Genomic DNA, 25,040 nt, shown 5'->3' with positions numbered 1-25,040 from the left:
AGCCCCTTTTAATTTCCATTCAACGCCGATTTGGCGATTTCACAATACTCCTTGAACGTTCCAAAATCGTTGACTGCAAGATCGGCAAGCATTTTTCTGTTTATGTTTACTCCTGCAATCTTCAAACCATGAATCAGATCGTTGTACTTAGTTCCTGCGATTCTTGCGCCAGCATTTATTCTAGTAATCCAGAGCTTCCTGAAATCTCTCTTTCTTACTTTCCTTCCTGCGTACGCGTACACTCCGGATCTTATGTAGTACTGCTTTGCAAGTCTGTACCTTCTACTGAGAGCACCTCTGTATCCTTTAGCGGCCTTCAAATATCTCAGCTTTTTCTTCTTAGTGTTTACTCCACCTTTTACACGCATCTAAATCTCACCTCACAACAGGGTCAAATGCCCAGGCTTTTCTTAACTTTCTTCTCATATCCGCCCTCGACCAGTTTCCACTTTCTGGCCTCACGACGGCTGCTTTCGCTCTTCTTACCGGTATTATGGCCAGTTCCAGACTGATTTCTCATGATCTTTCCACTACCGGTCACCTTATACCTTTTGGCACTTGCCTTATGAGTCTTCATTTTTACTTTGTTGCCCATTATCTTTACCTCCTTGAGGAGTTGTTTTTGGCTTAAGGATCATCCACATATCTCTCCCCTCCAGCTTTGGAGGCCGATCGATATCGGAAATCTGCTGAAGCTGATCTGCAACTCGTTCGAGAATCTCTCTCCCTTTATCTGAAAAGACAATTTCCCTTCCTCTGAACATGATTACTACTCTTACTTTGCTTCCCTTTTCAAGAAACTCTTTGATCCTGTTCGTCTTGGTCTGGAAATCGTGTTCATCGATTCTAATCCTGAACTTCATCTCTTTAAGCTGGGACTGCTTAGTTTTCTTCTTCGCTTCCTTCTTGCGCTTGTCTTTTTCGTACTTGTACTTCCCGTAATCCATGATCCTTGCAACTGGCGGATTCGCCGCAGGTGCTACAAGAACAAGATCCAGTCCCTTTTCTCTGGCAATTCTCAAAGCTTCTGACGTCTGGACTACCCCAAGCTGTTCGCCGTTCATGTCAACAAGTCTAACCGTCTTCGTCATTATTTCGTTGTTCTTCGGAGTTGAGTCACCTCTTGCGATACTACATCACCTCTCAAAAAAAATGGCGGAAAATCCCGCCATGTCAATAACCCTTCTTTCAGGTATTGACCCCTCAACCTTAGGGCGGGGGTGGGAGAACTTCTCCACTTAATCTTCTCACTCTGGTGAGCCGTGCAGGGATCGAACCTGCAACCTATTGATTAAGAATCAATCGCTCTGCCTGCTGAGCTAACGGCCCACTAACGGTATTTATTCTATCTCATGCGAATGAACCTGTCAACCGGGTTTCAACGGTAAAGATCGTCTCTAAAGTTGGAGAAATAACCGTGTGAATCACGGCTCTCTCCGAATCGATACTTCTTGACCAGCCTAATGTCGATCTCGGCAGAAGCAAAACCTTCGGCTCCTCCGCAATCTACAATAATCTCGCCTGAAGGTGAGATTATTCTGCTTCCTCCAACAAAGTTCATTGTCTTATTTGTACCGCACTGGCTAGAGGCGACCAGGAAGCATCCATTCTCTATTGAGCGGGCTCTGGTTGCTGTCTCAAAGATCAATTTCCTTTCCCTTCCAAAGGCAAATGGAACCAGGAGAACCTCTGCCCCCTGTTTACATAGCTTTCTTGAGATCTCTGGAAACCCTATTTCGTAACACATAAGCACTCCGAACTGGATTCCAGAGAACTCGAAAGTCTTGAATTCACTACCGGGAGTGAAGACTTTCTTTTCATCGCGGAAAAGGTGGGTTTTGTTGTAGTAAATCGGTTCTAGATAAGGCAACATTATGACAGTAGAGTTGAAAAAACCTCCGTTCGTTTTGTTTACGATTCCACCTACAACTGCAATATCATTGTAGTCTGCAAGAGCAGAGAGAACCTCCACGGTCTCTTCTTGCATTTCAGAGGCATTGCTTATAGTCGCCTCATCTGTGCCGTACCCGCTGTTGAACATCTCGGGGAGAAGAACAAGATCTACATTTTCTTCAACGAGACTCTCTATGTAACTGGTAATCTTCTCCAGATTCTCCCCAGGGGCATCATTATCGGCTCTGAATTGAACAATCCCAATTTTGATCTTTCCCGTGTTACCCATTTCAGCTTTCACCATCCTGTTCAAAGGGACTTCTAACTAATGGCTTGTAGATTCTCCTGATGTCTTGAAACGCAACAAGAGCGATCAATGCAATACCAAGGATCAAACCGCCGCTTCCAAGTCGCATCCATGCAATTCTGCTTAAGGCAGTCCCAACCAGAATCCAGTATCCCAGGGAAAGGACGACCGATAGAGATCTTCTGTGGTGAAAAAGCCCATAGAACCCCGAGACTCCCTGTGCTACTGCAAGGATTACAACTTCGCTTCTGTAAACCATGCCTGCCGTGTCTTGAAAATAGCCAAATAGAATTACAACATAGAACAAAGTAAGCGTCAAATTCTGAATCCTGGCAACCCGCTCAGTTTTGCTACCGAGGATCACTCCGATCAGGACCAGGGAAACCACAATCGCCGAGAGCATAATAGAATAGTTCAGGAATGGCATGATAAAGAGTAGAAACAGAGAAAAAATTATCCTGTATATCATCAGTAACCGTTATCTTCCAGCCACTTCTGAGCGTTTTCTTTTGCTTCCTGACCTTGAACGATAAAATCGGGCTGGAGTTCGAGTTCAAGTACCTTTCTGTAATACTGGGCCGCCAGATCCTTCTTCTTCCAAACCTGATAAAGCACCGCCAACTCATAATAGCTGTTGAGATATCCCGGATCGTTTTCGATAGCCTTCATGAACCGCTCTTCCGACTTCCCGTAATTTCTGTACGGCCAGGGTGTATCACGATCCCTCATGCCCTTAGCAATGAATGGGAATGGGCTATCAGGCATCAGTTCCATTGCTTTGTCAATACTCTTGTCGAAATCCGATATGAGAAACATGGACTGAATTATTCCTGCCATCTGAGCGAGTTGTCCTATTGCCGCTCCCTTAACATAGTAGGCCATTCCATATGAGTCATCCATTTTTATTGCCTGTTCTGCAAGCTCTCTTGCCTTGTTATAATGAGTCTCTCTTGTCTTCTTATCCTCTATCCAGTTCGCGTATTCCCGGTGACAATCCGCGAGAAGAGTGAGGATTTCTATATCTTCCAGGTCCTCAGACTCAAGTTTTTCAATGAACTCGGCCATCATTTCGGTGTCTTCCATGGCCCTTATTTGAACAAACTCGGAAAGCAACGCTTCGTATTCAGAAGCAAAGAAAACCGATGAAAAGACAATCAAAAAAATGATCACAAGCATTTTCTTCATAAAACAGCACACCTCCAAACGAAGATTGTATGATAGGAATATTATATAACTACATGAGGGAAAGATTGACGGAGGTAGGTTAATGAATAGATTTGTTGTGGTCAGGTATGGAGAAATCGCTCTGAAGAAAGGGAACAGAAAGCTTTTCGAGAAAGTCCTCGTAAACAACATAAAGAGGCAACTGGGAAGATCGACAGTCGAAAGAATCAGAGGACGGATAATCGTCTCTGTTCCCTCAGAGAGACTAAGATCGTCGATAGAAATAATGTCCAGAACGTTTGGCATACAGAACTTCAGTGTCGGAACATGGACTTCCTATGATCTGGAAGATATTTACCTGACCTCGGTCGATCTTGCAAAGGATGAAATGAAGAGAGGAAGAAAGACTTTCAAGGTTGAAACCCGGAGACTGGACAAGAGATTTCCTCTAAAAAGCGTTGAGCTGAATCCCCTCGTTGGGGAGAGAATTCTCGAAGAACTCCCTGAAACGAGTGTAGATATTCACAATCCTGAATTCAAGATAGAGATTGAGATAAGGGATGAAGGAGTGCTGATCTCGAGTGGGAAGACAACAGCAAGCGGAGGTCTTCCCGTTGGAGTTAGCGGTAGGGCTTTGTTGCTGCTTTCGGGCGGAATAGATAGCCCTGTAGCAGGGTGGCTGGCTCAAAAGAGGGGGTTGGATCTCGATGCAATACACTTCTCCAGTCCTCCTTACACCGGAGAAAGATCATTTGACAAAGTTCTGTCACTAGCGAAAACTCTCTCAATCTATAACGGTGGAAGAGAGTTCAGGCTATATTCCATGCATTTTACCGACGCTCAGATTGCAGTCCATAAACACGTTGAAGAAAGATATAGCCTGGTCTGCCAGAGAAGACTGATGATGAAAATCGCAAGTAAGATAGCAGAAGCTCAAAGAATAATCGCAATCGTTACGGGAGAGAACCTGGGCCAGGTTGCAAGTCAGACCCTTGAAAACTTGAGAGTTATCGAAGAACAGACTGAGCTAATAGTGCTCAGGCCGCTACTATCTTACGATAAAATCGAGACAATAGAGCTCGCGAAACAAATAGGCACGTTTGAAACGTCGATTTTGCCATACGAAGATTGTTGTACTGTTTTTGTTCCGTCGAATCCAGTAACAAAGGCGAGGCTTTTCGACATAAATCGGGTCGAAGCGGGACTAGACCTGGAATGTCTCGCAAAAGATATAATTGAAAAGTCCAAGATGTACCGGATAAAGAATGGCGATATACTGGAGGTAAAGAGCATTGAGATTCCTGAAGAAGCTTCTTAGCTTACTCGTAACTGTCTGGATTGCCGTGCTCGGAGTTCTCTACATCTGTGTTTATGGCGGTATAGTCATTCTAATTGGAAATGTGATCGGGAAATTCAAAGGGAAGAAAGAGAGAAAGACCTTCATTTCAAGAGAGGTCTCTAGATTCGGCAGGGCAGCTTTCGTGCTTTCGGGGTCAAGAGTAAGGTTGTCTGGTAAGGAAAACGTTCCAGAGACTGGCCCCATGGTTATCGTCGCAAATCATCAAAGCGCATTCGATATACCTCTTATACCCGGCTACGTCTACCCAGAGATAGCTTTCATTGCAAAAAAAGAGCTCTCAAAGATTCCTGGCATAAGCTGGTTCATAAGCGCGCTGGACGGAGTATACATTGAAAGAGGAAACAGATTACAAACGGCCGGCGCAATGAGAAAAATATTCAGAATTCTGAAAGAGGACGGAACGATTCTTCTTTTTCCAGAAGGGACACGAAGCGAGGCCGGTGAAATTGGGAAATTCAAAGAAGGGAGTCTATCAATTCCCTATAAACTTGGTGTGAAGGTCCTCCCCGTGGCACTTGACGGAACACGCAATCTTCTCAGGAAGAACAGCTTTCTGATCACACCTTCGAGAATCTCTCTTTCTATTTGCAAACCTATCCTTCCCCAAGATTTCAGTTCCGAGGAAGACTTCAGCGGAGAAGTCTATAATATAATTAAGGCAGCTCTGGAATCAATGAGAAATTGAGGTGGGTTCTATGTTACAGGTAAGACTGAGGGGCCTTGCTCTTGACCAGAGTAATTCCCCGGTGGTAATACTTGAAGTTGAAAAGACTAACAAAGGTTTCGGAATATGGATCGGACCGTTCGAGGCCGAAGCTCTTGCCCTCGCGATTAGCGGAAAGGACTTCCCAAGGCCCTTAACATATGACCTATTTGTAAATACGGTTACTCAACTTGGCGGGGTATTTGAAAAGGCGGTGATCGGACAGGTTAAAGACAATGTTTATTACGCTTCTCTGCATTTGCAGGATAGAACCGGACAGCTTTACGTTGTCGATGCACGTCCTTCCGATTGTCTTGTGCTTGCCGTCAAAAAGGGCTTCCCAATTTTTGTAGAAGATTCGGTGTTTAAAGAGAGTTCGATCGACCTAAGCAATCTACAGACCGACGCTCTTCAGCACGGCCAGGAAGAAGATACCGAGGGTTTCAAGAAGTTTGTCGAGAATCTCGATATCGAAGAGCTGAAAAAACATTTTAGGAGCAAGGAAGACGATAGTGAAACTAGCTGAATTCTCTCCCTTTTTCAATTGCAAACTCAAGAACTTTCTGGACGAACTCCACATATCCAAGCCTTTCAAAGATGTCGTCAGCTATACTCCGCTGGCTGGAGGCAAGAGGCTCAGGGCATATCTAATCTGGGAACTTTCCAGGTACACGGGGTTTGGAGAGGAAAACGCTTTGAAGGCTGGAATTGCCGTTGAGCTGTTTCACAGCGGGAGCCTGATTCACGATGATCTACCTGCTATAGATAACGACACTATTCGGCGAGGCCTGCCATCAAGTCATATCAAATTCGGTGAATCCAAGGCAATACTTGCGGGAGATTTTCTTATGCTTTTTCCAGGCAGGGTCTTTTCCTCCCTTGATCTTGAAACCAGATACATTCATCCCATTCTAGAGCTGTGGCAAGAGACATCACTTAAAGTTGTGGAGGGTGAATTCGATGACGTCTTTCCAGAAGACGAATCCAGAGAACAGATGGAAAGGATCCACGCTGCAAAGACAGGAGCTCTTTTTGGCTTCTGCTTCGCTGCCCCCTTCATAAGAGAGAAAAGAGAAAAGATAGACGAGATGTACAAACTCGGTGTGAGATTCGGAAAACTCTACCAAATGATGGACGACATAAAGGACGTCATTTCTACCGAAAGTGAACTTGGAAAGACACCCGGGAAAGATGGGAAACAGAATAAACTGACTATTCTATCCTTCGAGTCTCTTGAAGAGGCCCAGATAGAGGTCAAGGAGTCGTTTCATTCAATTCTCGGAGAAATAGACTCTTTTACCGACCTCAAGAAAGAGATGAGAGATATATACTATCTGATTGCCAGAAGATAAATCAAAATCCAAATAGCCTCGGCCTCAACGCTTTTCTGAAGTGATCGGCGTCTGTGTACCTCTTGTCTGCAACTAGAGACATTGACTTTTCCAGAATTCTTCGTGCCTTCCTGGGGAATAGATCTAAGACAAGTGGAATTCCCTTGATCCTCTCTGTCGAAGGAATAGGATCCTCTCCACTCAGGAGAAAGAAAAGGATACCTCCTACGGAATAGACGTCCCATGAATAGCTTGGAGTTGAAGAAGATAAGAATTTCTCGGGACAGGTGTAACTCAAAGAAACAACCTTAGAAAGTGAATTCATCAAGTAAACATCTTTCAAACAGGCTGCGCCGAAATCCATGACCTTTATTTTTCCTTCATCTGTAAGCATGACGTTGGTCGGCTTTAAGTCACCATGAATATAACCTCTTTCATGGATCGAGGACACACCCTTAAGGATTTCATCGATGATTTCTAGAGCTTTAGACTCATCAACAACTCCATCGGACTTCACCGAGTCTCTTAATGTTCTTCCGCTTATAAATTCCATAACATAGTAAGCTGTGTTGTTCTCCGTAAAAAGATCAAGTACCTTCACGACCCTATCATCGTCGATTTTAGACATGATTGTGAATTCTTCTGAAAAAGAAGAAAGCCTTTCGAAATAGGCTTCCTTCAGATCGCTGCTTATGGGTTTAACGAAATTACCTTCCCTTTCTGCACCTCTTGGAAAGAACTCCTTAACAGCCACGCTATTTCCGGTATGGAAGTCTGAGCATAAATAGGTCATGCCAAAACCGCCCCTTCCAAGGGGCTCGATAATTCTGTAACGTTTCTTCAAGATTGTTCCTTCGTTGAGGTAGTATTGTATTGTGATCACCTCTAGTAGAATAATATCATCATTGATGTAAAAGGTGGTAGCTGAATGTTTGTAGACTTTCACTGTCATTCTGATCATTCCGACGGCACGGACTCGGTTGCGGCAATAGTGCAAAAGGCTGCGAACAAAGGAATCTCCATTCTCTCTGTTACCGACCACGATACACTGGCTGGCCAGAATGAAGCCAGGGAACTGTGCTTGAGAGCTGGAATAAAGTACATAAGGGGAGTAGAGATAAGCTGTGACTTTCATGAGACCCTCGATGTTCTTGGTTACGGTATGGTTTTCGAAGCTTCGTCTATGGAAGAAGAGCTTAGACAGTTGAGGCTTAAGAGAGATCTTAGGAACACAAGGATTCTCTCAAGGCTGCGATCTCTCGGTGTTCAGATTACCGATGAAGAGCTGGAAAGTTCATTTCCCGGTGAAAGCCTGGGAAGACCACACATAGCCAATCTAATTGTGAGAAAGGGTTATTCTGACTCAACAGAAAATGCCTTCAAAGAGTTTCTAGGAAAAGATGGAAAAGCGTACGTTGAGAAAGAGAAGCTATCCATAAAGAGTGCAATTGAACTCATTCTCTCCGCTGGGGGTGTTCCCGTCCTAGCCCATCCTCTTTCGATGATGCTAGATCGAAAAGAAACGATAGAGATTATTAGGGCAATGATACGTTACGGATTAAAAGGCATGGAAGTGTTTTACAAGACCTATGAAGAAACAACTCGAGAAGAGCTTTTCGAAATCTCAGGAAACCTCGGATTGATAGCCACGGGCGGCAGTGATTATCACGGGAAGCACAAGAAACATCTCGAGCTGGGGATTGATATTCCAGACTCTGCAGTTTCCAGATTTCTTGAATCCTTACCCGCCGACAACGGCCTTAACTATTAGGGCTTCCGAGTTGTCTCCAGAAACGTATTAAGATTTGCGATCTTACCGTTCTCAGTCACAATATACTGATCATAATCGAGCGAGAGAGGACTGAGAAGCTCGCTAAATCATGTTTCCTTCGGTATTTATAGTCTCATCTCTAAAATTGCCCTTCATGAGCTCTTGCCGATCGAATAACTGGCCAGGGCGATAGATGCCAGTTTAGAAGCAGCCGAATCGGCTCTGGATACAATAACGATTGGGGCAGTTGCACCCAAAATAAGACCGGCGATCGTTCCACCGGCAAGATAGACGGCCGACTTGCCCACAAAATTACCACTTGCAATATCCGGTACGACTAGGAGATCGGCCTGCCCTGCTACCGGCCCGGAAATCTTCTTGATTTGTGCCGCTGCAAGCGAAAGCGCATTGTCCATACCTAGAGGCCCATCGATTACACAATCGCTGATCTGCCCTCTTTGGCTCATCTTGGAAATAACGGCCGCATCGATAGTCTCTTGCATATCTTCGTTCACAACCTCAACAGCAGCAATAAGCGCGACTTTTGGTTTTTCATAGCCTATTGACTTCAGAAAGGCAACGGCGTTCTCGATTATCGACACTTTTGTCTGTAGATCCGGGCGGATTATCATTCCTCCGTCGGTTACGAAAACAACCCTGTCGACTACCGGAACATCCATAGCCGCTATGTGGCTCAAAACCCTTCCCGATCTTAAGCCCCATTCTTTGTTCAGAACCGCTTTCAGGAGAATCGATGTCTTCAACAGTCCCTTCATCACAACATCGGCTTTGCCGGAACTAACTAACTTTATCCCCTTCTCGCAAGCTTCTTCGGGGGAGGAGGCGGGTATCAACTCTCCCTCAAGTCCTTCTTCTTTCAAGATTTCGAGAGTCTCTACTTCTCTGCCAACAAAAACCGGCGTCGCGATCCCTTCGTCAAATGCGTGTTTGAGAGCCCTTATCCCCTCTCTATCTTCTGATCCTATAAGAACAACTCTTCGAGTACCGCCTGCCTTGGCAAGCGAAACAAGTTCAGAAAAGTCTTTCAACAAAAACCCTCCTTGACACCGATTTGCACTTCTTCCCAAAGAAAAGTATAACCCATACGGAAGTCAAGGAGGAAGCTATCTCTCTTGAGTAGATTTAATTATGATGCATTACGGCAAAATTTGTAGGCAATTAAACCATCTCCTTAGTACAGAGGCCGGCGCATCTTCTGGCAACCTTAAAAAAATAGATCTTTCCTCCGAGATAGCCTTGCCTTTGAATCAGTTTGCCGCATCTTGGGCAAGGGTTCCAGCAGGTCACTTTTTCCATCGACGTTCTATGCCCTTTGGGATTACCAAAGAAGTCCCTTTCGGAATCCCTGCCTCCATGCGGAGCCATCTCCTTTAGAATGCTCCTTATTGAAGAAAACATTGTGCCTTTCTCCTCATCGCAAAGACTCTCCATCTTGATTCTCGGGTGAAGAACTGACGTCGACGATATACTGAAGCGTTTCATTTCCCAAACCGGTGATTCGCTGCTCTTTTGCAAGAGAAGACTTCAAGCTGTGTTTGCCGGCTCCTTAACAGCCGAGCATATCAAGAAAAAAGTAAGCCTCGTTGAACTGATCGCCAAGCGGTGAAGGCTTTCCCTGAGCCGCAAGATAGTACTTGTTGTTGAATTCTCCTTCACTGAAGCGCCAAATGCCACCGTAAAGCTGGATTTTCTCAACAAAAAATGTTCCGTCACTGAATATTATTCTCAGCTGCGATTGGGTTCCGGCGTTTCGACTTTATCGTGAAAGGCATTTGCCGCTCCATCAGACAAGAGTGATCCTCTGCTTTCAAAGCATATCTCTACGATTCCACCCAGTTCTCGTGAAGAAGTAAAAAGTAACCACACAATTCACCGGATTCCCGTATTGCAAAGATCGCGAAATGGAAGGAGTATTTTCTAGACTTTATCGGTACTTCAACCGTCTTTGCCTTTTTGTCCGAAAGAGTTTCGTCGATCTGATTTGCAAGAACCAATGCCCCCGGTATCTCGATCATTCTTAGCCCCCACTAATAACTACTGTCAAGTGTCGCAGAGGGTCCTTCCAAATCGAGAAGTACCAAATTCTTCCTGTCGTTCACTTGCTTCTTCCGAAGACTCGAACTGTCACAAAAAGAGAAAGGCCGAAGAGAATCACTATGGTACAGCAGGAATGTGCTGCATCAATCTTCGACCCCACTTACAAGTTATCCGCCAATTTCAGTATAATGACGTACATGAACCGTCTTCGAATAGAATCTTCTTGAGATACTGTTCCTCTCAAGAAAGCAGAGACAAAACTGTCTAAAGAGTTTCTAGATCCCCAGCTCCTTCTTCATCTGTTCAAGCTCCTCATCGACTGCAAAGGAGCTCTTCGCCGCATACTTCTCTTCGAGAGCCTTTGCTTTGTCAATCGGCTCAGTATTGAGTTCGGCCATGGCATTTGCTTCATCAAGCATCTTCTGTGCCTTTTCTTCCAGTCTCCCAACCGCATCTATTGCTCCCTGCGTCTTACCTGCCGAAGAACTGACTTCATTAATCTTCTTCTGCGTTTTTGCGACGGCCACCTTAGCTTTGATCATTGCGCGTCTGTTTTTGAGAGATTCAATATCCGAAACTAGCTTGTCGTGCATCTGGCGCATTTTAACAGCGTTTTCGTGGGCTGCCGCGTAAGCCGTCATTAGCCCTGCGCCCACGTTTTCGAGCTCCTGCTTCTTTGCGATAAAGACTTTTGCGTCTCCGTCGTTTTTTGCAAGCAATGCCCGCTTTGCGAAGTCAGCGTACTTTGCCACCTCTGCCGCGTTTTCATCGACCAGTCTCTTAGTTCTCGTCTCCTCTGCAATTACACCTGCAGTTCCTCGCTTCACTTCGGCAAGATCCTCGCTAAGTTCACGAAGGTGCTGGTCGATCATCTTCGAAGGATCTTCCATCTTGTCGAGCAAAGAATTTACATTTGACTTGATAATGTCATTGAACCTGTCAAGAATACCCATCTTTTCCTCCCAGAATCAAGCCTCTAAGGCTCGTGTGATAGCTTCAACTTTCTTTTGACTCATTTCCTTCATCTTTCTTCTCATATTTTTTGGTTAATTCCTCAACTTCCTGATCTCCGAACTTTTCAAGAGGGGTGTTCAAGATCTCTTGCGTCTGCTTCGCCTCGATATTCTCCTGTCTCTTCACATTGCTCCACCAGAAAAGCAAGAGCACAATCACTGCTATGATTCCTATTACAATGAATACCGGAATCCAGGGAGATCTGGTTACAGCCATGATCCTGTCTGCCGCGTCGCTGAATGCCTTGGCGAAGAACTCTTCATCGGCAAAGTTATCGTAATAATAATACTTGTCTATATAATCGAGAAGGATATCGGCAGCCTCGTCGTCGATAACTGTCTTCGCCTGATTACCGCACACATATCTATCCATATAACCGTCGCCGTATTCGAAAAAGACTATGAGGCAATGGGCTTCGTCTGTGAAAAGTTTGTCGTAAAGTCCACTAGCAAAATCTGCAAGGTCATCGGCAGTGGGTGAGTGAGAACCGTTTACCGTATCTGTTATATATAGATAAGGTTGAACGCCCGTCTCCTGATAGAAGTGTTTCAAGCCGTTGATAAGAACGGAATCTTTGTTGATCCACCCGAGCTCATCCATATAATACCCGGTTTCGTTGACCGATCCTTTTGGCAGCGGTTCTCTCGCGATCGTCGATTTCGTGATCTCGACATTTCCAGGATTACTCCCACAAGAGGAGAAAGTACCCGAGGCTACTAGCACAATCAGTAATATAGCGATGACGATTACACCAAATACAAAGAGACTGCAGCCGCCGCATCCTGCACACCCGGCAGTGTTCACTCCTGATCCCCCCGCAGTTGGTCTCCTGGAACCTCCGACAGGAATTCTGAAGGTTGACGTGCCAACCTTTTTGCGGGAAGAACTACCAAATATACCCGAAGGAAATGAGCTTCCAGGCCTAGAAGTGCTTCCCCTGGAGCTGCTTGAGCTGCTGCTTGAGGATCGGCTGCTTCGACTGCTGCTGAACGATCCTCCGCTTCTTCCGCCACTGCTTCTGTTGCTGGATGACGACCCGCCGCTACTCCTTCTAGCCAATGCTTATCTCCTTTCAGGCAAGCAACCCTTTTCAGCTAATTATAGGCCATACAATCTGGAATTGCATAAGAATTAATGAGTGTTAAAAGTAGTTGAAGCCACCCATGCTTATCTTTACTAATGGCTCGTTGCCGCACAACGCAGTTTTCATTCGTGGCCAGCGAGTTCTTGTTTTTTAGCGTACAGCGATTCATGGGATCGCGATGATGAAATAAGTTCAGATAACGAGATGTAGCGTTTTTTCGGAGTAACCATTCGATGTCATCTTGGGATCCGGGATCTGGTTCCAAGAACGAACAACGAAGAACCGGTCTTCTCGGCGGAGAATGTCAAACTATTCCAGGAGGCTTTCAGTCCTCCGCAAATTCCTGACAGGTTACCTGCCGCTTCATTTCTTGACTCTCAGTTCCTTGCTTTCGGAGATGCAGATTTCCAAGCTATGTGAAGCAAACTCCACTCGGTCGACTTTATCGCTTTTTGACAAGACACACAACTGTTTCCACGTGCCATGTCTGGGGAAACATATCGAAAGCCTTTACCGAAGAGATTTTGTAGCCTGACTCTCTGAGCTTTGCGGTATCTCTCGCCAGGGTAGTAGGGTCACAGGACACATAAAACACCATGGAAGCGCCAAACTTATCGAGAAGCCCAATCTCCGAACCGACTCCGGATCTGGGCGGATCGAGAATTATCGTAGAGTAGTGACGCTGATCAGACTTGAGAAATTCAATAACATCGCTCGACACGATTTCGATCCCAAACATTCCGTTAAGATTCGAATTTGCCTTGAGAGCCTTAACAGATACGGGATTCGATTCTACCGCGGTGACACGGCCCATCTTCTTCCCAACGGTGATAGAGAATGTTCCTATGCCACTGTAAAGATCAAGAAGAGAGTCGCCAGCCGTATCCTTCATCTCATTAAATATATGACTGACAATCGACTCCGTAACTTCGAGATTGTTTTGAAAGAAGGCTACGGGCGGAATCTCAAACTTTCTTCCGGAAAGCTCCTGGTCGATTACCCCTTCCCCGAAAAGCGTTCTCGAAACGCCTCTCATAACTACCCTGTCGTTCGCATTCATAAGATGAACGAGCGTCGAGACATAGGGAAGCTTCTTCCTAACCTCCAAGACAATACGGTTTTCATCGGGAAGACATTCTCCTTTTGTAACAAGTATTGCCATGATTTCTCTTCCGTTGCCTCTTAGAATTACATGCTTGAGTTCGCCTCTTCCAGTAACCCTGTTATATGGAACGATTGCCGTTTTCCTCAGTATCTCCTCGAAACCCGATCTGGCCTTTTCGAAGTCTTTCAGGCCCAACACACAACCCTGGCAACTAACGGGAGAGTTGCTATTCCTCCTATAAAGACCGAGAGAAAGCCCATCTTTCCCCCCGTGACACACATACTCCATCTTAAGTCTGTAATTCGTCTCTCTTGGTGAAGGAACAATCTCAAAGTCCTCCAGTTCAATCTTTCCTACTCTTTTGAACTGCTCACTAATTACCTCTCTCTTCCAGAAAAGCTGTTCTGAATAGTCAAGTGTCTGCCAGTCGCATCCGCCGCATACCGGAAAGTTCCTGCAAAGCCTTTCTCTCCGGCTATTTGAAGGGACAAGCACTCTCTCAACCTTCATCGTATGGAAGTCGCTTCTTCCCTTTTTCTTGCTAGCTTCAACAACTTCGCCTGGATAACCCGCATCGAGCAAAGCTACTTTCCCGTCAGCTGTTCTGGCGAGAGAGAAACCTCCTGCGATTAGCTTCTCAATACGAAGTTCTTCCATTACATACTATCGGGAGCCTCAACGCCAAGAAGCTCTAATCCGCTCCTTAAAATGTTCTGAATCGCTTCGCACAAAGCTAACCTTGCACCTGAAAGTGCCGGGTTCTCCGGGTCTACAATGATATTCTTGTTGTAGTAACCGTGAAATGCCCTGGACAGATCCTCCAGATAAGACGTTAGACGGTTTGTTCTGTAATCTGCGACTACCGAATCCAAAATCTCAGGGAAAATCGTCAGCAGCTTGATGATCCTCCTGTCTTCCTGAGAATCGAGAAGCTCAAGCGAATCTCTCGATCTTTTCACGTTCTTCTCCTTAGCAGTTCTGAATACATTGCTTATTCTTGCGTTGGCATACTGGACGTAAAAGACAGGATTGTCATTCGATCTCTGCCTTGCCAGATCTATGTCAAAAAGCATGTGAGTGTCAGGATCGAACATCGCGAAGAAGTATCTCGTCGAATCCACTCCAACAGCTTCAACTAGCTCATCCAAGGTTGTGAATTCCCCTCTTCTGGTCGACATCTTTACCACTTCACCCTCTCTTTTGAGATTTACGTACTGATGGACAATCACATTCAGAAATCCATCTTCTATTCCCAGGGCCTTCATAGCAGCATTCATCCTAGGAATGTGGCCCATGTGATCCGCACCCCAGATATCAAATACCTTTTTGAAACCCCTATCGTGCTTATTGTAATGATAAGCAATGTCGGTCATGAAGTAAGTATAGCTTCCGTTCGATCTCACGAGGACCTTATCATCATCCTCCACAAAGTTTGAGACTTTAAGCCACCTCGCCCCTTCCGATTCATATATCAACTCTTTTCTTTCAAGCATGCCAATTACGGAGTCAACAGTTCCATCGTCTATCAGAGAGCTCTCAAAGAAGACGTTATCAAACTCCACTCTCAGCCTCTTGAGTGTTCCCATAATATCTTCCAGCATCTTGTCGAGAGCATATTTCTTGAAAAAAGCTTCGGCCTCTGAGTTCCAAACCGCCTTGAAACGCTCTCCGATCTCACCGGCAAGTCCCCTGGCAATATCGATCAAATACTCACCCTGATAGCCATCCTCAGGTAGCTCCTCTTCTACACCGAGGTATTGATTGTATCTAACCCACAAAGAGCGGCCCAGGAGTCCAATCTGCCTTCCCGCGTCATTTATGTACATCTCTCTGTGAACGCCGTACCCTCTACATGAAAAGACTCGACACAGAACATCTCCAAATACTGCCTGGCGCCCATGACCGACTGTAAAGGGACCCGTTGGGTTGGCGCTTGCAAATTCAAACTGAATTCTCGTATCGCCCTTTCTCTTCCAGAAATCCGGCGCATCGATCAACTCCGCCAGTACAGAGGATAGATATGTAATGGAGAAATCAACGTTTATGAATCCTGGTCCGGCAACCTCCACTCTGCTATAGTCGGCTTCGTTGCCGAGTCTGTCGCAGATTATATTAGCGATTTCTCTCGGGCTCTTCTTCAGGATCCTCGAAAGAATAAACGCGGCATTTGTAGAAAGATCACCAAACCCCTCAGGAGGTATCTCAACCTTAAAATCGATTTTGTCATCATAAATGTCAAATTCCTCCAGCACTTTCTTTATTGAGTTCTCCAGCTTCTCCTTAAACACAATCCACCTCCTAATCTGGCCAATATACCTTAGCATACAAAAGCATAACACCGCATTGTTGTGATATGGTTTAATCTGCGTTTCCTCGTACGAATAAACGCAATTGAAAGCATAGTCTTATATATGTATTATATTAGAGATAACTAAAACAAGGAGGGTTAAGATGGGCGTAAACCTTAAAGGAAAGAGCTTTTTGACACTGCTTGATTTCACGACAGACGAGATTCGCTATCTACTGGATATTGCAAGACAGGTGAAGGTCGAAAAGAGGGCCGGTACACCGACGAGTAGATTTGCAGGGAGAACGCTTGCCATTGTATTTGAGAAGCGCTCAACAAGGACAAGAACTGCTTTCGAAACTTCCTTCGGTGAAGAGGGCGGCCATGCGGTCTTTCTCTCAAAGGACGATATTCATCTTGGAGTGAAAGAGGATTTGAAAGACACGGCAAGAGTACTAGGAAGAATGTTCGATGCGATAGCGTTCAGGGGCTTCAAGCAAGAGACTGTTGAAGTTCTGGCGCAGTGGTCTGGCGTTCCTGTCTATAACGGGCTTACCGACCTATACCATCCAACCCAAATTCTTGCGGATTTCATGACTATCGAAGAAAGCCTCGGCAGCCTGAAAGGACGAAAGCTGGTCTTTGTGGGGGATTCCAGAAACAACATGGCCAACTCCCTCATGATAGGGTCCGCGAAGATGGGGTTGCATTTCGTAGCGTGCGGTCCGGAGAGACTTCACACCGATCCGGCTATTGTCAGCAAGTGCAAAGAGATCGCAAAACAATCCGGAGCTACGGTCGAGGTCACTGAAGATGTCGACTCTGCACTAAAGGACGCCGATGCAGTCTATACAGACGTCTGGGCATCGATGGGTGAAGAGGACAAGCTTCAAGAAAGGATTGCTCTGCTTAAACCTTATCAGGTTAACGCTGAGATGATGAAAAAGACCGGAAAGGCAGAGACTATCTTCCTTCACTGTCTGCCTGCCGTGAAGGGAAATGAAGTAACCGAAGATGTCTTCGAAAGTCCTGCCTCTAGAGTCTTCGAGGAAGCCGAGAACAGAAAACATACAATAAAAGCAGTAATGATAGCCACACTGCTATAGGGGGAAGTATGAAGAGAATCGTAGTTGCAATAGGCGGCAACGCGCTCAACAAACCAAACGAAAAACCCACAGCAGAAGTTATGGAGAAGAACCTGCTCTCGACGACTGCCTATCTTGCAGATCTGGTAGAGGAAGGTTACGAGCTTGTAATTACTCATGGCAATGGACCGCAGGTTGGAAATCTCCTTGTTCAGCAGGATATAGCGAAGGACGTTTTCCCTCCCTTTCCGATCGACGTAAACGATGCAATGACACAGGGTTCAATTGGTTACTTGATAACCCAGACTTTGAACAATGAACTTGTCAAGAGAAACACAAGAAAGAATATCGCGTGCGTTCTGACTCAGATAGTTGTGGACAAGAACGACAAGGGTTTCGAGAATCCTTCCAAACCCGTCGGACCGTTTTATGATAGTGAGACGGCCAAAGAACTCGAGAGAACCAAAGGCTGGACCGTCAAAGAAGATGCCGGAAGAGGTTATCGACGTGTAGTGCCTTCACCTATGCCCCTTGACGTTCTTGAAATCGAACCTATTAGGGAGATGATAAAGGACGGCACCATCGTCGTGGCGGCTGGCGGCGGTGGAATACCGGTGGTCAGAGACGAATCGGGACAAATTAAAGGCGTCGAAGCCGTCATTGACAAAGACAGAGCTTCTGCCCTGCTGGCGAAGTTAATTGAAGCGGACGCACTTGTTATCCTTACAGGAGTAGACTACGCGTACATAAACTTTGGAAAAGACAACCAGAGGGAACTGAAGGAATTGACTGTAAAAGAAGGAAGAGAGTTGATGGAAGCCGGTCACTTTGCTAAGGGAAGCATGTTGCCAAAGATAGAATCCGCAATCGAATTTGTCTCTCTAACCGGAAAGGAAGCGATCATTACTTCTCTGGAAAATGTAGATCTCGCGCTCAAAGGAGAGTCGGGTACAAGAATCGTTGCATAGACAGAAGTCGGAGAGATTCTCCGGCTTTTTTTGTTTTTCCTGTAACGATGTGATATAATCTGTGTTATACGAATGATTGAAAGGAGTGACGACAGTGCGCGGTCAAGAAACAAGAGAGAGAATAATGGAGGCTGCTATACAGGTCATCGCTGAAGAAACGATCGAAGGCCTGAGCACACGTAAGGTTTCAGGGATAGCAGAAGTGAACCTTGCGGCTATTCACTATCACCACCGTTCGAAAGAGGGAATGCTAATCGATCTATCAAGGCATATTCTCAACAACTACGTCCTGCCGAGAATCGAACCACTCATCGACCAAGGCAAACAGCCTGTAGAGATTACAAGAGATCTTTACGCAGAACTGTTGAAGCTCTATTCTGAAAGGCCAGATATAATGGTTTCTCTTGTATATCTCTGGCTTCACGGAATGAAGAACAAAAGAGTGAGGGAGATCCTTATCAATGCGAGGGCCGACTTCTACGATAGATTAGAGAGAGCGCTAGGATCTTCAATGTCAATGAGACGTGCTTCCAAAGTGTCTCATCGTCTTCTATCTTACATAGCAGGCAAAATCATGGAAATGGCAGTTGATGGTGAGATGCCTGACGAAAAGGAAGTAGACGAAATAGCCAAACTTCTTTCATAGTTTGATTTCTGCGGAAAACCTATCAGGAAAGGCAACGTAAAATCCCTTCCGATGATTATCGGAAGGGTTTCTATTGGTTTATAAATCCCAGATTAAACTGGATTCCTACAAAACTGTACGCAGGAAAGGGGCTGAAGGAAGAGAGGTCATCTTCTATCTCCCATTTTAATGTACCAACAAGCTCGACACTTTCGAGGTTGATAAAGTAAAATTGCTTTCCAATTTCCAGCCTTCGCCTGGCGGAGAAACCAACAGAGGTATAACTTTGCTTCTGCGTCTCGCCAGCAACCTTCTGAAATCTGCCAAGGGTAGCGTTGACAATGCTCAAATCATTATCGAAAAACACTTCCGCCTTCAGTTGTCCGCCAAGAAACGAGGCATCGGGAGCGGCGTATTCATAAAGCCCTCCTACCTCTAGATAAACAACGTTGAAATCATATCCTAACTCCGCGATTACTCTCGCTTCTTGAAGTGAAGAGAAGGAAACGCGGGAAGCAAAATGAAAGTTTTCATCGTAGCCCACGGTGAAGTAAGGACCTTCATCAGTGAACCAACCGGCTTCAAGAAAGGAAAGAATTCCAATTCTCAGTCCAACGTCTTTGAAACCAGCCATTGCTCTGACAGATCCAGGAGCCATCATCCTTGATGAATGCATCGAGCCAAATGAAACAAATGCAATAAGAAAAAAGACTGTCAGGATAATATATACTCTTTTCATAAAGGCACCTCAAAAGATATTATACATATTGAGTATACAACAGATTTGTCACTATTCTCCGGTGGAGGGCTATTATGAAGAAAACAAAGTTCTGGGTTCTTGGATATTTCATAGCAGTGTTCATGACACTCTTTCTCTTTCCTACGACCTCAAGGGTTCTCGGACTGGCCTTTATATTTTCGCTAATTATCAACACACCGGCTCAATTTGTCAGTAGAAAGATCCCTAGGGGAGCCCTAAGCATAGTAACCGGCATAGCTCTTCTATCGTTTATGTTCTTCCTTATCTACAGAGTAGTCCCAATAACCATCAGTGGTGTGAAAGGCCTTTCGTTGGAGCTGGATTCTCTTTTCAATGGCGGTACATTCGACAAGTGGCTGGAGAAGCTTCCCCCATTCATTTCTGAAGCGATAGTCGACATAGTCGAGAGCGCATCCCAGTGGTTGAGTGATGCAGCAATCATGATTGGGCAATACGTTGCCTCAAACATCACTTCATGGATTACAGGTGTTGTCTTGCTGATTATTGCGGGTTTTGTGGTCGCAAGAAAGACCAATATGATCCAGAAAAGCGTGCCCGTGCTCTTTCCCGGTTGTGATCAGGACAAGGTGAGCAGCTTTTTTCATTCATTGTACAAGGATTTTCAGACCTACATTGGCGGCCAGCTGATAATTGCTCTTGTTGTTGGAACAATAATCGCTATCGGATCGGCCATTCTCGGTATCCCGAATGCGATATTCCTCGGTTTGCTGGCGGGAATCACTAATTTTGTCCCGTATCTTGGCGTGGTTGTTACATCGATTCCGATGATCGTGCTTTCTTTCGTAAGCAAAGGGCTTTGGGGGGTTGTTGGAGCCATCGTCTTGCTGGTCATCGCCAACCAGATGGAGATCTGGTTCCTGTCGCCAAAAATTCTCTCGAACAGAGTTAAGATTAACTGGTTCATCGTGCTGGTATCGATAATAGGGTTTGGCGAACTGCTGGGCGTCTTTGGCGTTGTTTTTGCAGTTCCAATCCTGATATTCATAAAGAGGTACTGGATGGATTTCATTCTCAGTGAAAGGAGTGGTAGTAATTGGGAATCTACGATAGAGACTGGTATAAAGAAAGCCAAAATCAGGAAAGAACACCACCCCGAGGAACCGACAGGTTCTCAAGAGGATTGATTGTAGGACTGATAATCGGATTCCTAATAGGATTCCTTGTATTTGGCTTCATATAGTCCTGTTAGAAAAAAGGGACGGGTCATTTCCCGTCCCTTTTTATGAAGACATTTACAGGAGTAAAGCACTTTCTAGAAGACGTAGGACATATAAGGCCTGATCTCGAAAATCGGTCTTTCATACCCTCCGTTCTTCTTGAAATAATCTCCAAAGTATAGAGAGAAGTCGCTTCCGAACGTAAAGTCCCTGTAAGGGATCATTGCATTGAGCTTCAAGATGTTCGCATTAACAGTTTCACCAACTGGCCCACCCCAATCTTCAGGAGCCGTAAACTCACCGGGGTCGTCTTCCGGCTCTTCCATGTTCAAGTAAGGGGTTTTCAGAGTAACTTCTCCCTGTTTGAAGTATTCATATACAAAGGAGATTGAAAGCCCATTGGTCATTATTGCATTAGCCATAATCGAGAACCCATTGAGATCAGGTCCGTACTTAAATCCCAGAGGATAATCTGTGAAATCCCTGCTTCCTGGAAGCTCGGACTTAGTGTAGATTCTGTTTGTGAATGTGAGAAACGGCTGCCAGCGATTGTACATCCACGTGTCAGTGTGATAGAACTCTACAGAGGCAAGAAGCAACGTTCCCTTAATATCCACCGCGTATCTAAAACCACCACCATAAGCCAGGGCAGTTGGTTTGCCCCGCGCCCCGGCCTCAGTAGAACCGAAAGAGACGTCATCTATGGCGATTTCTCCGTACAGCTCAATACCCTTGAAAGGAACCAGAGAAAGGTCAAGCGAGGCCATCACGTTGGAGAAATCTTCCCCGTAGGTATTGTGGAAGATTATGAATGGATTGGCATCGTTCAGATCGGGGTGTTTCCCTCCAACGACGTTAAGCTCTCCTACACCGAACCTCCCCCATGTAGAAAACTGAACATCGAAGCGGTGCCCAATGATCGTCTTCGCTCCTTCGGTGTAAGGCCTTCTTTGGTTCAGATCCCACACTTTCCCCTGTTTTACCCACTCTTCATCGTTCAGGAGTGAAGTCGGGGTTATAACCAGAAAAGAATAGGTAAAGTGGCCGCTCTTCCAGAGAGGCGTAGTATATGAAGAAGAGACATTGTCGTAATAAGACGATGCATCACTTATAGTCAATCCATTTCTCATAGGTCCCCAGGCCACCTTGTATCTACCCAGCGAAGCATAGAAGTTATCACTAGAGTAGGACACGTAACCGAGTGTTGGCCAGCTCATGTCAAGCGCCTCCAGTTTCCCTTCAAAGAGCTCCACTGGAAAGTTCATATACGGCTTCGAATCAAAGTTATCGCCGTGACTGATGTAGCTCCTGTAGTCTTTCGGAATGTCAAGATTTATGAAGCCCGTTATATTGTCTGACACTTCGCTCTCAAAACCCAGCACAAGCCAGGGCTTCAAAGTATCATACCGATACCTCAAATAAAGAGGAACAACAGACTGCAACCACCCCTTTTGTTTGAAGGGTTCGAAGTTATGTATCATGAACTGCGGAGTAACTCGGAGAAAAACGTCGGTTCCAGCCGCGGTCTTTACCGTAGGCTGCTCAGACTGGACTGAAGCAAATCCCTCTGGAATTGCAGTATTTGCAGTAAAGAGAGTTCTCCCATCAACCAGGTTTCTGCCCAAAAACAAGTTGTATTGATCTGTGCCCTTGAACATCAGGGTTCCCTGACTACCAAACACTGTCGCTAACAGTGTAAAGAACAGAAGCAAGGTAAACTTCTTCATCTGCGATACCTCCCTATAGTAGTGAAAACATTCTAATAAAACCGACATTTATCCCGAAATCAACCTTTCTGGAAAAGGTCAGCTTACCGGCAACGAAGAGAGTTGTATTTTGATTTGCTGCATAAAAACCTTCTCCAGTCAGAATGAAAGAAGTGGTTATCGGCTTCTTCGGTCCATACCACTCAGGATCGAAGGGTGGAGAATACGGAGAATCTATGGTGACTGAACCGGCTCGCAATAGTTCTGCAGCGATTTTCAACGAAACGTTCTGGCTCTCGTATTCTATGCCTATCAGCGTTAGTGTCGAATCCGGGCCATAAGGGAATCCGTAGAATCCCGTGATGACGGGCCAAGAGTCTAGATGTAATACATTGAATCTATATGGATAAGTGAACTTTCCTATATTTGTTCCCCTGTTGTAGAGATACGTGGTGGAATGGTAGTGCTCCATCCTGACTCTGAGGCCACCGTCTTGCAGAAGAGTCTTATCTCTAATTTCATGCTCCGATTCATCTAGTTTAGGCCCAGTATATGGCCTGCCATCGGAAATTCTCCAGAGAAAACCTGCAACCCAGCCAAATGCCGTTGGATTGGAATTCGAGCTTTCTGATGTAAGTCTGAAGTCATCAAGTGTGAACTCTCCGTAAGCCATTGCATCGCTTAGTTTAACCTCTGCTGCAAGTGTGGCAGTGACATTTGAGTTGCTTTGATAGGTATGGTGGTAAATCAAGAACGGTCCGAGGTCCTGCAGATCGGGATAGACACCATAAACAAGATTCTCCTCACCAAACGTAACTTTCAAGTTTTCGTTCATGTAACCAAAGCGATGACCCAAAAGCGTCTTTGGCCCGCCGCTTATCGTTCTGTCGGCAGATACTGCGAAGAAATCATAAAGATACTCACCAGATTTTGCCTGCCCGTTCAACTCTATCCACAGGTGGTCGAAATACGGAAGAAAATTTGAGATAACAAAGCTGTAAGTTGAAACTCCGAGACCGAGCTTCCTTCTTCCCAACGATATGAATGAATTTGAATCTCTCCGTTCGAAGTAACCCAGTCTGGGAAAGTTCACGTCAATGGCAGGAAGAAAGGAAGTCGTGGAAAGCGGCAGATTGCTTAACCAGTCTCCCATCAGGTAATCCGAAAACTCCTGTCTCAAGTCCATATTCACGTACAACTTCGAATTACCGATCGCTATCTCCATACCCCCCGAAAAGATCGCCGGAATCCGCATATACCTGTCTAAATCTTCTAAATCGGGAACGTAGTTGCTCGCGACAGAGGGGATATTATCGAGAGATAATGAAGGTGAAAGAGTCACGTGCAGACCGGTGCTTCCCAGAATCATTAGTGGTATGATAAGCATCAATAGAGATAAACAACATTTCGACAATGGATTCACCCCCATAAGAATTTTACACCAGGAGGAGTGATAATTGGTGCCGCTTTTTCTTTCTGGAGCCTCTTCCAGCGCTCGTGAGACAGCTACAGAAATCTTTATCTACTCAAATCTAGGCGTTATGGCTCTTTTCAGTCAGTTTTTCCAGAGCAAAGGCTTCTCTTCAGTCGAAATCGGAATTCTAATGGCGGTTACTCCTATACTTTCAGTAATTGCCAATCCCTTCTGGTTCAAGAGGTCAAGAAGAAGAGGCGGCGCTTTGGTAATGGGGACGCTTTCGATCGTCTCCGCGATCACGGTATGGGGTATCTTTCTGACTCCAACCTTTGAAACCTCATTGATTGCGATGTCCCTTTTTGCATTCTTTGCGGTCAGCATCGTCCCAATCTCAGAATCCGTAGTAGTACCGTCTTTGAGGAGCAAGGGAAAGCGCTTCAACATGGCAAGGGCATTCGGTACTGTAGGTTATTCGGCAACTGCCCTAATCTCTGGAATCGCATTGAGGGCAGGCTTCGTAATGATCTTCATAATTGCCAGCGTATCGCTGCTGACAGCTGCCGCAGTGAGCAGAGCTTATCCGTCAAAGCGGATGCTTGGAAGGAGTGAAAGCGAAAGGAATTCAACGCCATTGCCAGTCGAATTCTACTTGCTTGTACTGGCAGGAGTTGCATCGATAACAGTCGGTGCGTTTGGATCAACCTTTCTCCCTCTTTTGACCAGTGATATGGGGTACGACCTTTCATCGGTAGGTTTCTCCTTTTCGTTGATGGCACTCTCAGAGGTGCCTTTTCTTCTTTTCGCCGAAAAGATCATAGATAGAATAGGCAATACCAGACTGCTTCTTGTGGGAATCTTTGCTACGGGGCTAAGATGGTTCCTGACTTCAATTGCTCCATCTTTTCCAGTCTTTCTACTATTTCAAGCTTTGCACGGAATCAACTACATTGTGGTCTATTATTCCGTTACAAACTTCATCCACAAAAATTTCGAAGAAAACAAAGCAATGAGGGCGCTCACAATCTACTGGATGTCAACTATGGGACTGAGTTATCTCCTGGGTTCAGTCTTGGGAGGCGTTTTGATACGTGCATTCGGTATTAGGAGAATGTACACCATTGTCGGGATTTCGGGAATGGTAATGGCCGCCTTTTCTTCATTGCTCTTTGCGGCCCTTCGTAAGAGAGGGAGATTTACCAACCGGTAACTCTAATCCCGATTCAT

The 25,040-nt window shown here is 45.4% G+C and carries 28 protein-coding genes and 1 tRNA gene; 11 read left to right on the top strand and 18 right to left on the bottom strand.

The features are described 5' to 3' along the window. Positions 1–8: 8 nt before the first annotated feature. From rplT to THEBA_RS01485, 7 genes are all read right to left on the bottom strand, one after another. Positions 9–368 carry a 50S ribosomal protein L20 gene (gene rplT / locus THEBA_RS01515; RefSeq protein WP_014730163.1) on the bottom strand — a complete coding sequence of 120 codons (360 nt, stop codon included), beginning with the start codon at positions 366–368 and terminating at the stop codon, positions 9–11. Between the two features lie 23 nt (positions 369–391). Further along, positions 392–595 carry a 50S ribosomal protein L35 gene (gene rpmI / locus THEBA_RS01510; protein WP_006491740.1) on the bottom strand — a complete coding sequence of 68 codons (204 nt, stop codon included), beginning with the start codon at positions 593–595 and terminating at the stop codon, positions 392–394. Continuing rightward, complete coding sequence (gene infC / locus THEBA_RS01505) at positions 564–1,130, bottom strand: translation initiation factor IF-3 (RefSeq protein ID WP_257212000.1); 567 nt, start codon at positions 1,128–1,130, stop codon at positions 564–566. The genes rpmI and infC overlap by 32 nt, the downstream gene beginning before the upstream one ends. A 123-nt stretch (positions 1,131–1,253) precedes the next feature. Beyond that, positions 1,254–1,329 (bottom strand) — tRNA-Lys (locus THEBA_RS01500). A 49-nt stretch (positions 1,330–1,378) separates the two neighbouring features. After that, positions 1,379–2,182: a carbon-nitrogen hydrolase family protein gene (locus THEBA_RS01495; protein ID WP_014730162.1), complete on the bottom strand. Its 804-nt coding sequence runs from the start codon at positions 2,180–2,182 to the stop codon at positions 1,379–1,381. Between the two features lies 1 nt (position 2,183). Then, a complete protein-coding gene (locus THEBA_RS01490; RefSeq protein ID WP_014730161.1) occupies positions 2,184–2,669 on the bottom strand; it encodes a hypothetical protein in 486 nt (161 codons plus the stop codon). Continuing rightward, positions 2,669–3,385, bottom strand: a complete 717-nt coding sequence (locus tag THEBA_RS01485) for a tetratricopeptide repeat protein (protein ID WP_014730160.1) — start codon at positions 3,383–3,385, stop codon at positions 2,669–2,671. Before THEBA_RS01485 ends, THEBA_RS01490 begins: the two co-directional genes overlap by 1 nt. Positions 3,386–3,467: 82 nt before the next feature. Here THEBA_RS01485 and thiI point away from each other — a divergent pair, with 82 nt between their 5' ends. From thiI to THEBA_RS01465, 4 genes are read left to right on the top strand one after another with little or no spacing between them, the layout of a single operon-like run. Then, positions 3,468–4,682 (top strand): tRNA uracil 4-sulfurtransferase ThiI, encoded by a 1,215-nt coding sequence (gene thiI / locus THEBA_RS01480; RefSeq protein ID WP_014730159.1) that lies wholly within the window; start codon positions 3,468–3,470, stop codon positions 4,680–4,682. Next, positions 4,657–5,409: a lysophospholipid acyltransferase family protein gene (locus THEBA_RS01475; protein ID WP_014730158.1), complete on the top strand. Its 753-nt coding sequence runs from the start codon at positions 4,657–4,659 to the stop codon at positions 5,407–5,409. Before thiI ends, THEBA_RS01475 begins: the two co-directional genes overlap by 26 nt. A gap of 10 nt (positions 5,410–5,419) precedes the next feature. After that, complete coding sequence (locus THEBA_RS01470; RefSeq protein ID WP_014730157.1) at positions 5,420–5,953, top strand: bifunctional nuclease family protein; 534 nt, start codon at positions 5,420–5,422, stop codon at positions 5,951–5,953. Next, positions 5,940–6,779: a polyprenyl synthetase family protein gene (locus tag THEBA_RS01465; protein ID WP_014730156.1), complete on the top strand. Its 840-nt coding sequence runs from the start codon at positions 5,940–5,942 to the stop codon at positions 6,777–6,779. The genes THEBA_RS01470 and THEBA_RS01465 overlap by 14 nt, the downstream gene beginning before the upstream one ends. Before the next feature lies 1 nt (position 6,780). Here THEBA_RS01465 and THEBA_RS01460 read toward each other — a convergent pair whose 3' ends face one another. Continuing rightward, a complete protein-coding gene (locus THEBA_RS01460; protein WP_236609187.1) occupies positions 6,781–7,602 on the bottom strand; it encodes a serine/threonine protein kinase in 822 nt (273 codons plus the stop codon). 84 nt (positions 7,603–7,686) lie between these two features. Here THEBA_RS01460 and THEBA_RS01455 point away from each other — a divergent pair, with 84 nt between their 5' ends. Next, on the top strand, positions 7,687–8,529 hold the full coding sequence (locus THEBA_RS01455) for a PHP domain-containing protein (RefSeq protein WP_014730154.1): 843 nt from the start codon (positions 7,687–7,689) through the stop codon (positions 8,527–8,529). Positions 8,530–8,681: 152 nt separating this feature from the next. Here THEBA_RS01455 and THEBA_RS01450 read toward each other — a convergent pair whose 3' ends face one another. The 5 genes from THEBA_RS01450 to THEBA_RS01430 form a co-directional block, all read right to left on the bottom strand. Continuing rightward, positions 8,682–9,578, bottom strand: a complete 897-nt coding sequence (locus THEBA_RS01450) for a bifunctional enoyl-CoA hydratase/phosphate acetyltransferase (protein WP_014730153.1) — start codon at positions 9,576–9,578, stop codon at positions 8,682–8,684. 130 nt (positions 9,579–9,708) lie between these two features. Beyond that, entirely contained in the window at positions 9,709–10,065 is a 357-nt protein-coding gene (locus THEBA_RS13720; protein ID WP_158309296.1) for an Fpg/Nei family DNA glycosylase, read from the bottom strand. Positions 10,066–10,370: 305 nt separating this feature from the next. Next, positions 10,371–10,565: a hypothetical protein gene (locus THEBA_RS01440; RefSeq protein ID WP_041928060.1), complete on the bottom strand. Its 195-nt coding sequence runs from the start codon at positions 10,563–10,565 to the stop codon at positions 10,371–10,373. A 297-nt stretch (positions 10,566–10,862) separates the two neighbouring features. Further along, entirely contained in the window at positions 10,863–11,540 is a 678-nt protein-coding gene (locus THEBA_RS01435; RefSeq protein ID WP_014730152.1) for a PspA/IM30 family protein, read from the bottom strand. Between the two features lie 43 nt (positions 11,541–11,583). Next, on the bottom strand, positions 11,584–12,405 hold the full coding sequence (locus THEBA_RS01430) for a hypothetical protein (protein WP_236609186.1): 822 nt from the start codon (positions 12,403–12,405) through the stop codon (positions 11,584–11,586). Positions 12,406–12,463: 58 nt separating this feature from the next. Here THEBA_RS01430 and THEBA_RS14610 point away from each other — a divergent pair, with 58 nt between their 5' ends. Beyond that, complete coding sequence (locus THEBA_RS14610) at positions 12,464–12,736, top strand: hypothetical protein (protein WP_236609185.1); 273 nt, start codon at positions 12,464–12,466, stop codon at positions 12,734–12,736. Positions 12,737–13,127: 391 nt separating this feature from the next. Here the strand turns inward: THEBA_RS14610 and rlmD are convergent, their stop codons facing one another. Continuing rightward, positions 13,128–14,447, bottom strand: a complete 1,320-nt coding sequence (gene rlmD, locus THEBA_RS01425; protein WP_014730150.1) for a 23S rRNA (uracil(1939)-C(5))-methyltransferase RlmD — start codon at positions 14,445–14,447, stop codon at positions 13,128–13,130. Next, positions 14,447–16,078: an arginine--tRNA ligase gene (argS, locus tag THEBA_RS01420; protein ID WP_014730149.1), complete on the bottom strand. Its 1,632-nt coding sequence runs from the start codon at positions 16,076–16,078 to the stop codon at positions 14,447–14,449. The genes rlmD and argS overlap by 1 nt, the downstream gene beginning before the upstream one ends. 163 nt (positions 16,079–16,241) lie before the next feature. Here argS and argF point away from each other — a divergent pair, with 163 nt between their 5' ends. The 3 genes from argF (at position 16,242) to THEBA_RS01405 (ending at position 18,776) form a co-directional block, all read left to right on the top strand. Next, positions 16,242–17,183, top strand: coding sequence for an ornithine carbamoyltransferase (gene argF, locus THEBA_RS01415; RefSeq protein WP_006491716.1), 942 nt, complete (start codon positions 16,242–16,244; stop codon positions 17,181–17,183). An 8-nt stretch (positions 17,184–17,191) separates the two neighbouring features. After that, positions 17,192–18,130, top strand: coding sequence for a carbamate kinase (gene arcC, locus THEBA_RS01410; protein WP_014730148.1), 939 nt, complete (start codon positions 17,192–17,194; stop codon positions 18,128–18,130). Positions 18,131–18,224: 94 nt separating this feature from the next. Beyond that, a complete protein-coding gene (locus THEBA_RS01405) occupies positions 18,225–18,776 on the top strand; it encodes a TetR/AcrR family transcriptional regulator (protein ID WP_006491714.1) in 552 nt (183 codons plus the stop codon). Positions 18,777–18,846: 70 nt separating this feature from the next. Here the strand turns inward: THEBA_RS01405 and THEBA_RS01400 are convergent, their stop codons facing one another. Beyond that, positions 18,847–19,494 (bottom strand): hypothetical protein, encoded by a 648-nt coding sequence (locus THEBA_RS01400; protein ID WP_014730147.1) that lies wholly within the window; start codon positions 19,492–19,494, stop codon positions 18,847–18,849. Positions 19,495–19,568: 74 nt separating this feature from the next. Here THEBA_RS01400 and THEBA_RS01395 point away from each other — a divergent pair, with 74 nt between their 5' ends. Further along, on the top strand, positions 19,569–20,660 hold the full coding sequence (locus tag THEBA_RS01395; RefSeq protein WP_014730146.1) for an AI-2E family transporter: 1,092 nt from the start codon (positions 19,569–19,571) through the stop codon (positions 20,658–20,660). A 128-nt stretch (positions 20,661–20,788) separates the two neighbouring features. Here the strand turns inward: THEBA_RS01395 and THEBA_RS01390 are convergent, their stop codons facing one another. Both THEBA_RS01390 and THEBA_RS01385 read right to left on the bottom strand, forming a co-directional pair. Next, positions 20,789–22,420 (bottom strand): capsule assembly Wzi family protein, encoded by a 1,632-nt coding sequence (locus tag THEBA_RS01390; RefSeq protein WP_014730145.1) that lies wholly within the window; start codon positions 22,418–22,420, stop codon positions 20,789–20,791. Positions 22,421–22,433: 13 nt separating this feature from the next. Then, positions 22,434–23,822 carry a hypothetical protein gene (locus THEBA_RS01385; RefSeq protein ID WP_236609231.1) on the bottom strand — a complete coding sequence of 463 codons (1,389 nt, stop codon included), beginning with the start codon at positions 23,820–23,822 and terminating at the stop codon, positions 22,434–22,436. Between the two features lie 37 nt (positions 23,823–23,859). On the opposite strand from THEBA_RS01385, the gene THEBA_RS01380 reads away from it, so the two are divergent. Continuing rightward, the gene (locus THEBA_RS01380; RefSeq protein WP_148270052.1) at positions 23,860–25,023 is read left to right on the top strand and encodes an MFS transporter; all 1,164 of its coding nucleotides are present in this window, start codon (positions 23,860–23,862) and stop codon (positions 25,021–25,023) included. Positions 25,024–25,040 lie beyond the last annotated feature (17 nt).

Origin of the sequence: Mesotoga prima MesG1.Ag.4.2 (assembly GCF_000147715.2) — a bacterium.
Taxonomy (GTDB): Bacteria; Thermotogota; Thermotogae; order Petrotogales; family Kosmotogaceae; genus Mesotoga; species Mesotoga prima.
The sequence above is the reverse complement of the archived record's forward strand: the minus strand, read 5'-3'. Positions and strand labels throughout refer to the sequence as shown.

Excerpts from the sequence above, each read along its gene's own strand:
- rplT (WP_014730163.1), bottom strand. The coding sequence starts at position 368 with ATGCGTGTAAAAGGTGGAGTAAACACTAAGAAGAAAAAGCTGAGATAT.
- rpmI (WP_006491740.1), bottom strand. The coding sequence starts at position 595 with ATGGGCAACAAAGTAAAAATGAAGACTCATAAGGCAAGTGCCAAAAGG.
- THEBA_RS01495 (WP_014730162.1), bottom strand. The coding sequence starts at position 2,182 with ATGGGTAACACGGGAAAGATCAAAATTGGGATTGTTCAATTCAGAGCC.
- THEBA_RS01490 (WP_014730161.1), bottom strand. The coding sequence starts at position 2,669 with ATGATATACAGGATAATTTTTTCTCTGTTTCTACTCTTTATCATGCCA.
- THEBA_RS01485 (WP_014730160.1), bottom strand. The coding sequence starts at position 3,385 with ATGAAGAAAATGCTTGTGATCATTTTTTTGATTGTCTTTTCATCGGTT.
- thiI (WP_014730159.1), top strand. The coding sequence starts at position 3,468 with ATGAATAGATTTGTTGTGGTCAGGTATGGAGAAATCGCTCTGAAGAAA.
- THEBA_RS01470 (WP_014730157.1), top strand. The coding sequence starts at position 5,420 with ATGTTACAGGTAAGACTGAGGGGCCTTGCTCTTGACCAGAGTAATTCC.
- THEBA_RS01455 (WP_014730154.1), top strand. The coding sequence starts at position 7,687 with ATGTTTGTAGACTTTCACTGTCATTCTGATCATTCCGACGGCACGGAC.
- THEBA_RS01440 (WP_041928060.1), bottom strand. The coding sequence starts at position 10,565 with ATGATCGAGATACCGGGGGCATTGGTTCTTGCAAATCAGATCGACGAA.
- THEBA_RS01435 (WP_014730152.1), bottom strand. The coding sequence starts at position 11,540 with ATGGGTATTCTTGACAGGTTCAATGACATTATCAAGTCAAATGTAAAT.
- rlmD (WP_014730150.1), bottom strand. The coding sequence starts at position 14,447 with ATGGAAGAACTTCGTATTGAGAAGCTAATCGCAGGAGGTTTCTCTCTC.
- argF (WP_006491716.1), top strand. The coding sequence starts at position 16,242 with ATGGGCGTAAACCTTAAAGGAAAGAGCTTTTTGACACTGCTTGATTTC.
- arcC (WP_014730148.1), top strand. The coding sequence starts at position 17,192 with ATGAAGAGAATCGTAGTTGCAATAGGCGGCAACGCGCTCAACAAACCA.
- THEBA_RS01400 (WP_014730147.1), bottom strand. The coding sequence starts at position 19,494 with ATGAAAAGAGTATATATTATCCTGACAGTCTTTTTTCTTATTGCATTT.
- THEBA_RS01395 (WP_014730146.1), top strand. The coding sequence starts at position 19,569 with ATGAAGAAAACAAAGTTCTGGGTTCTTGGATATTTCATAGCAGTGTTC.
- THEBA_RS01390 (WP_014730145.1), bottom strand. The coding sequence starts at position 22,420 with ATGAAGAAGTTTACCTTGCTTCTGTTCTTTACACTGTTAGCGACAGTG.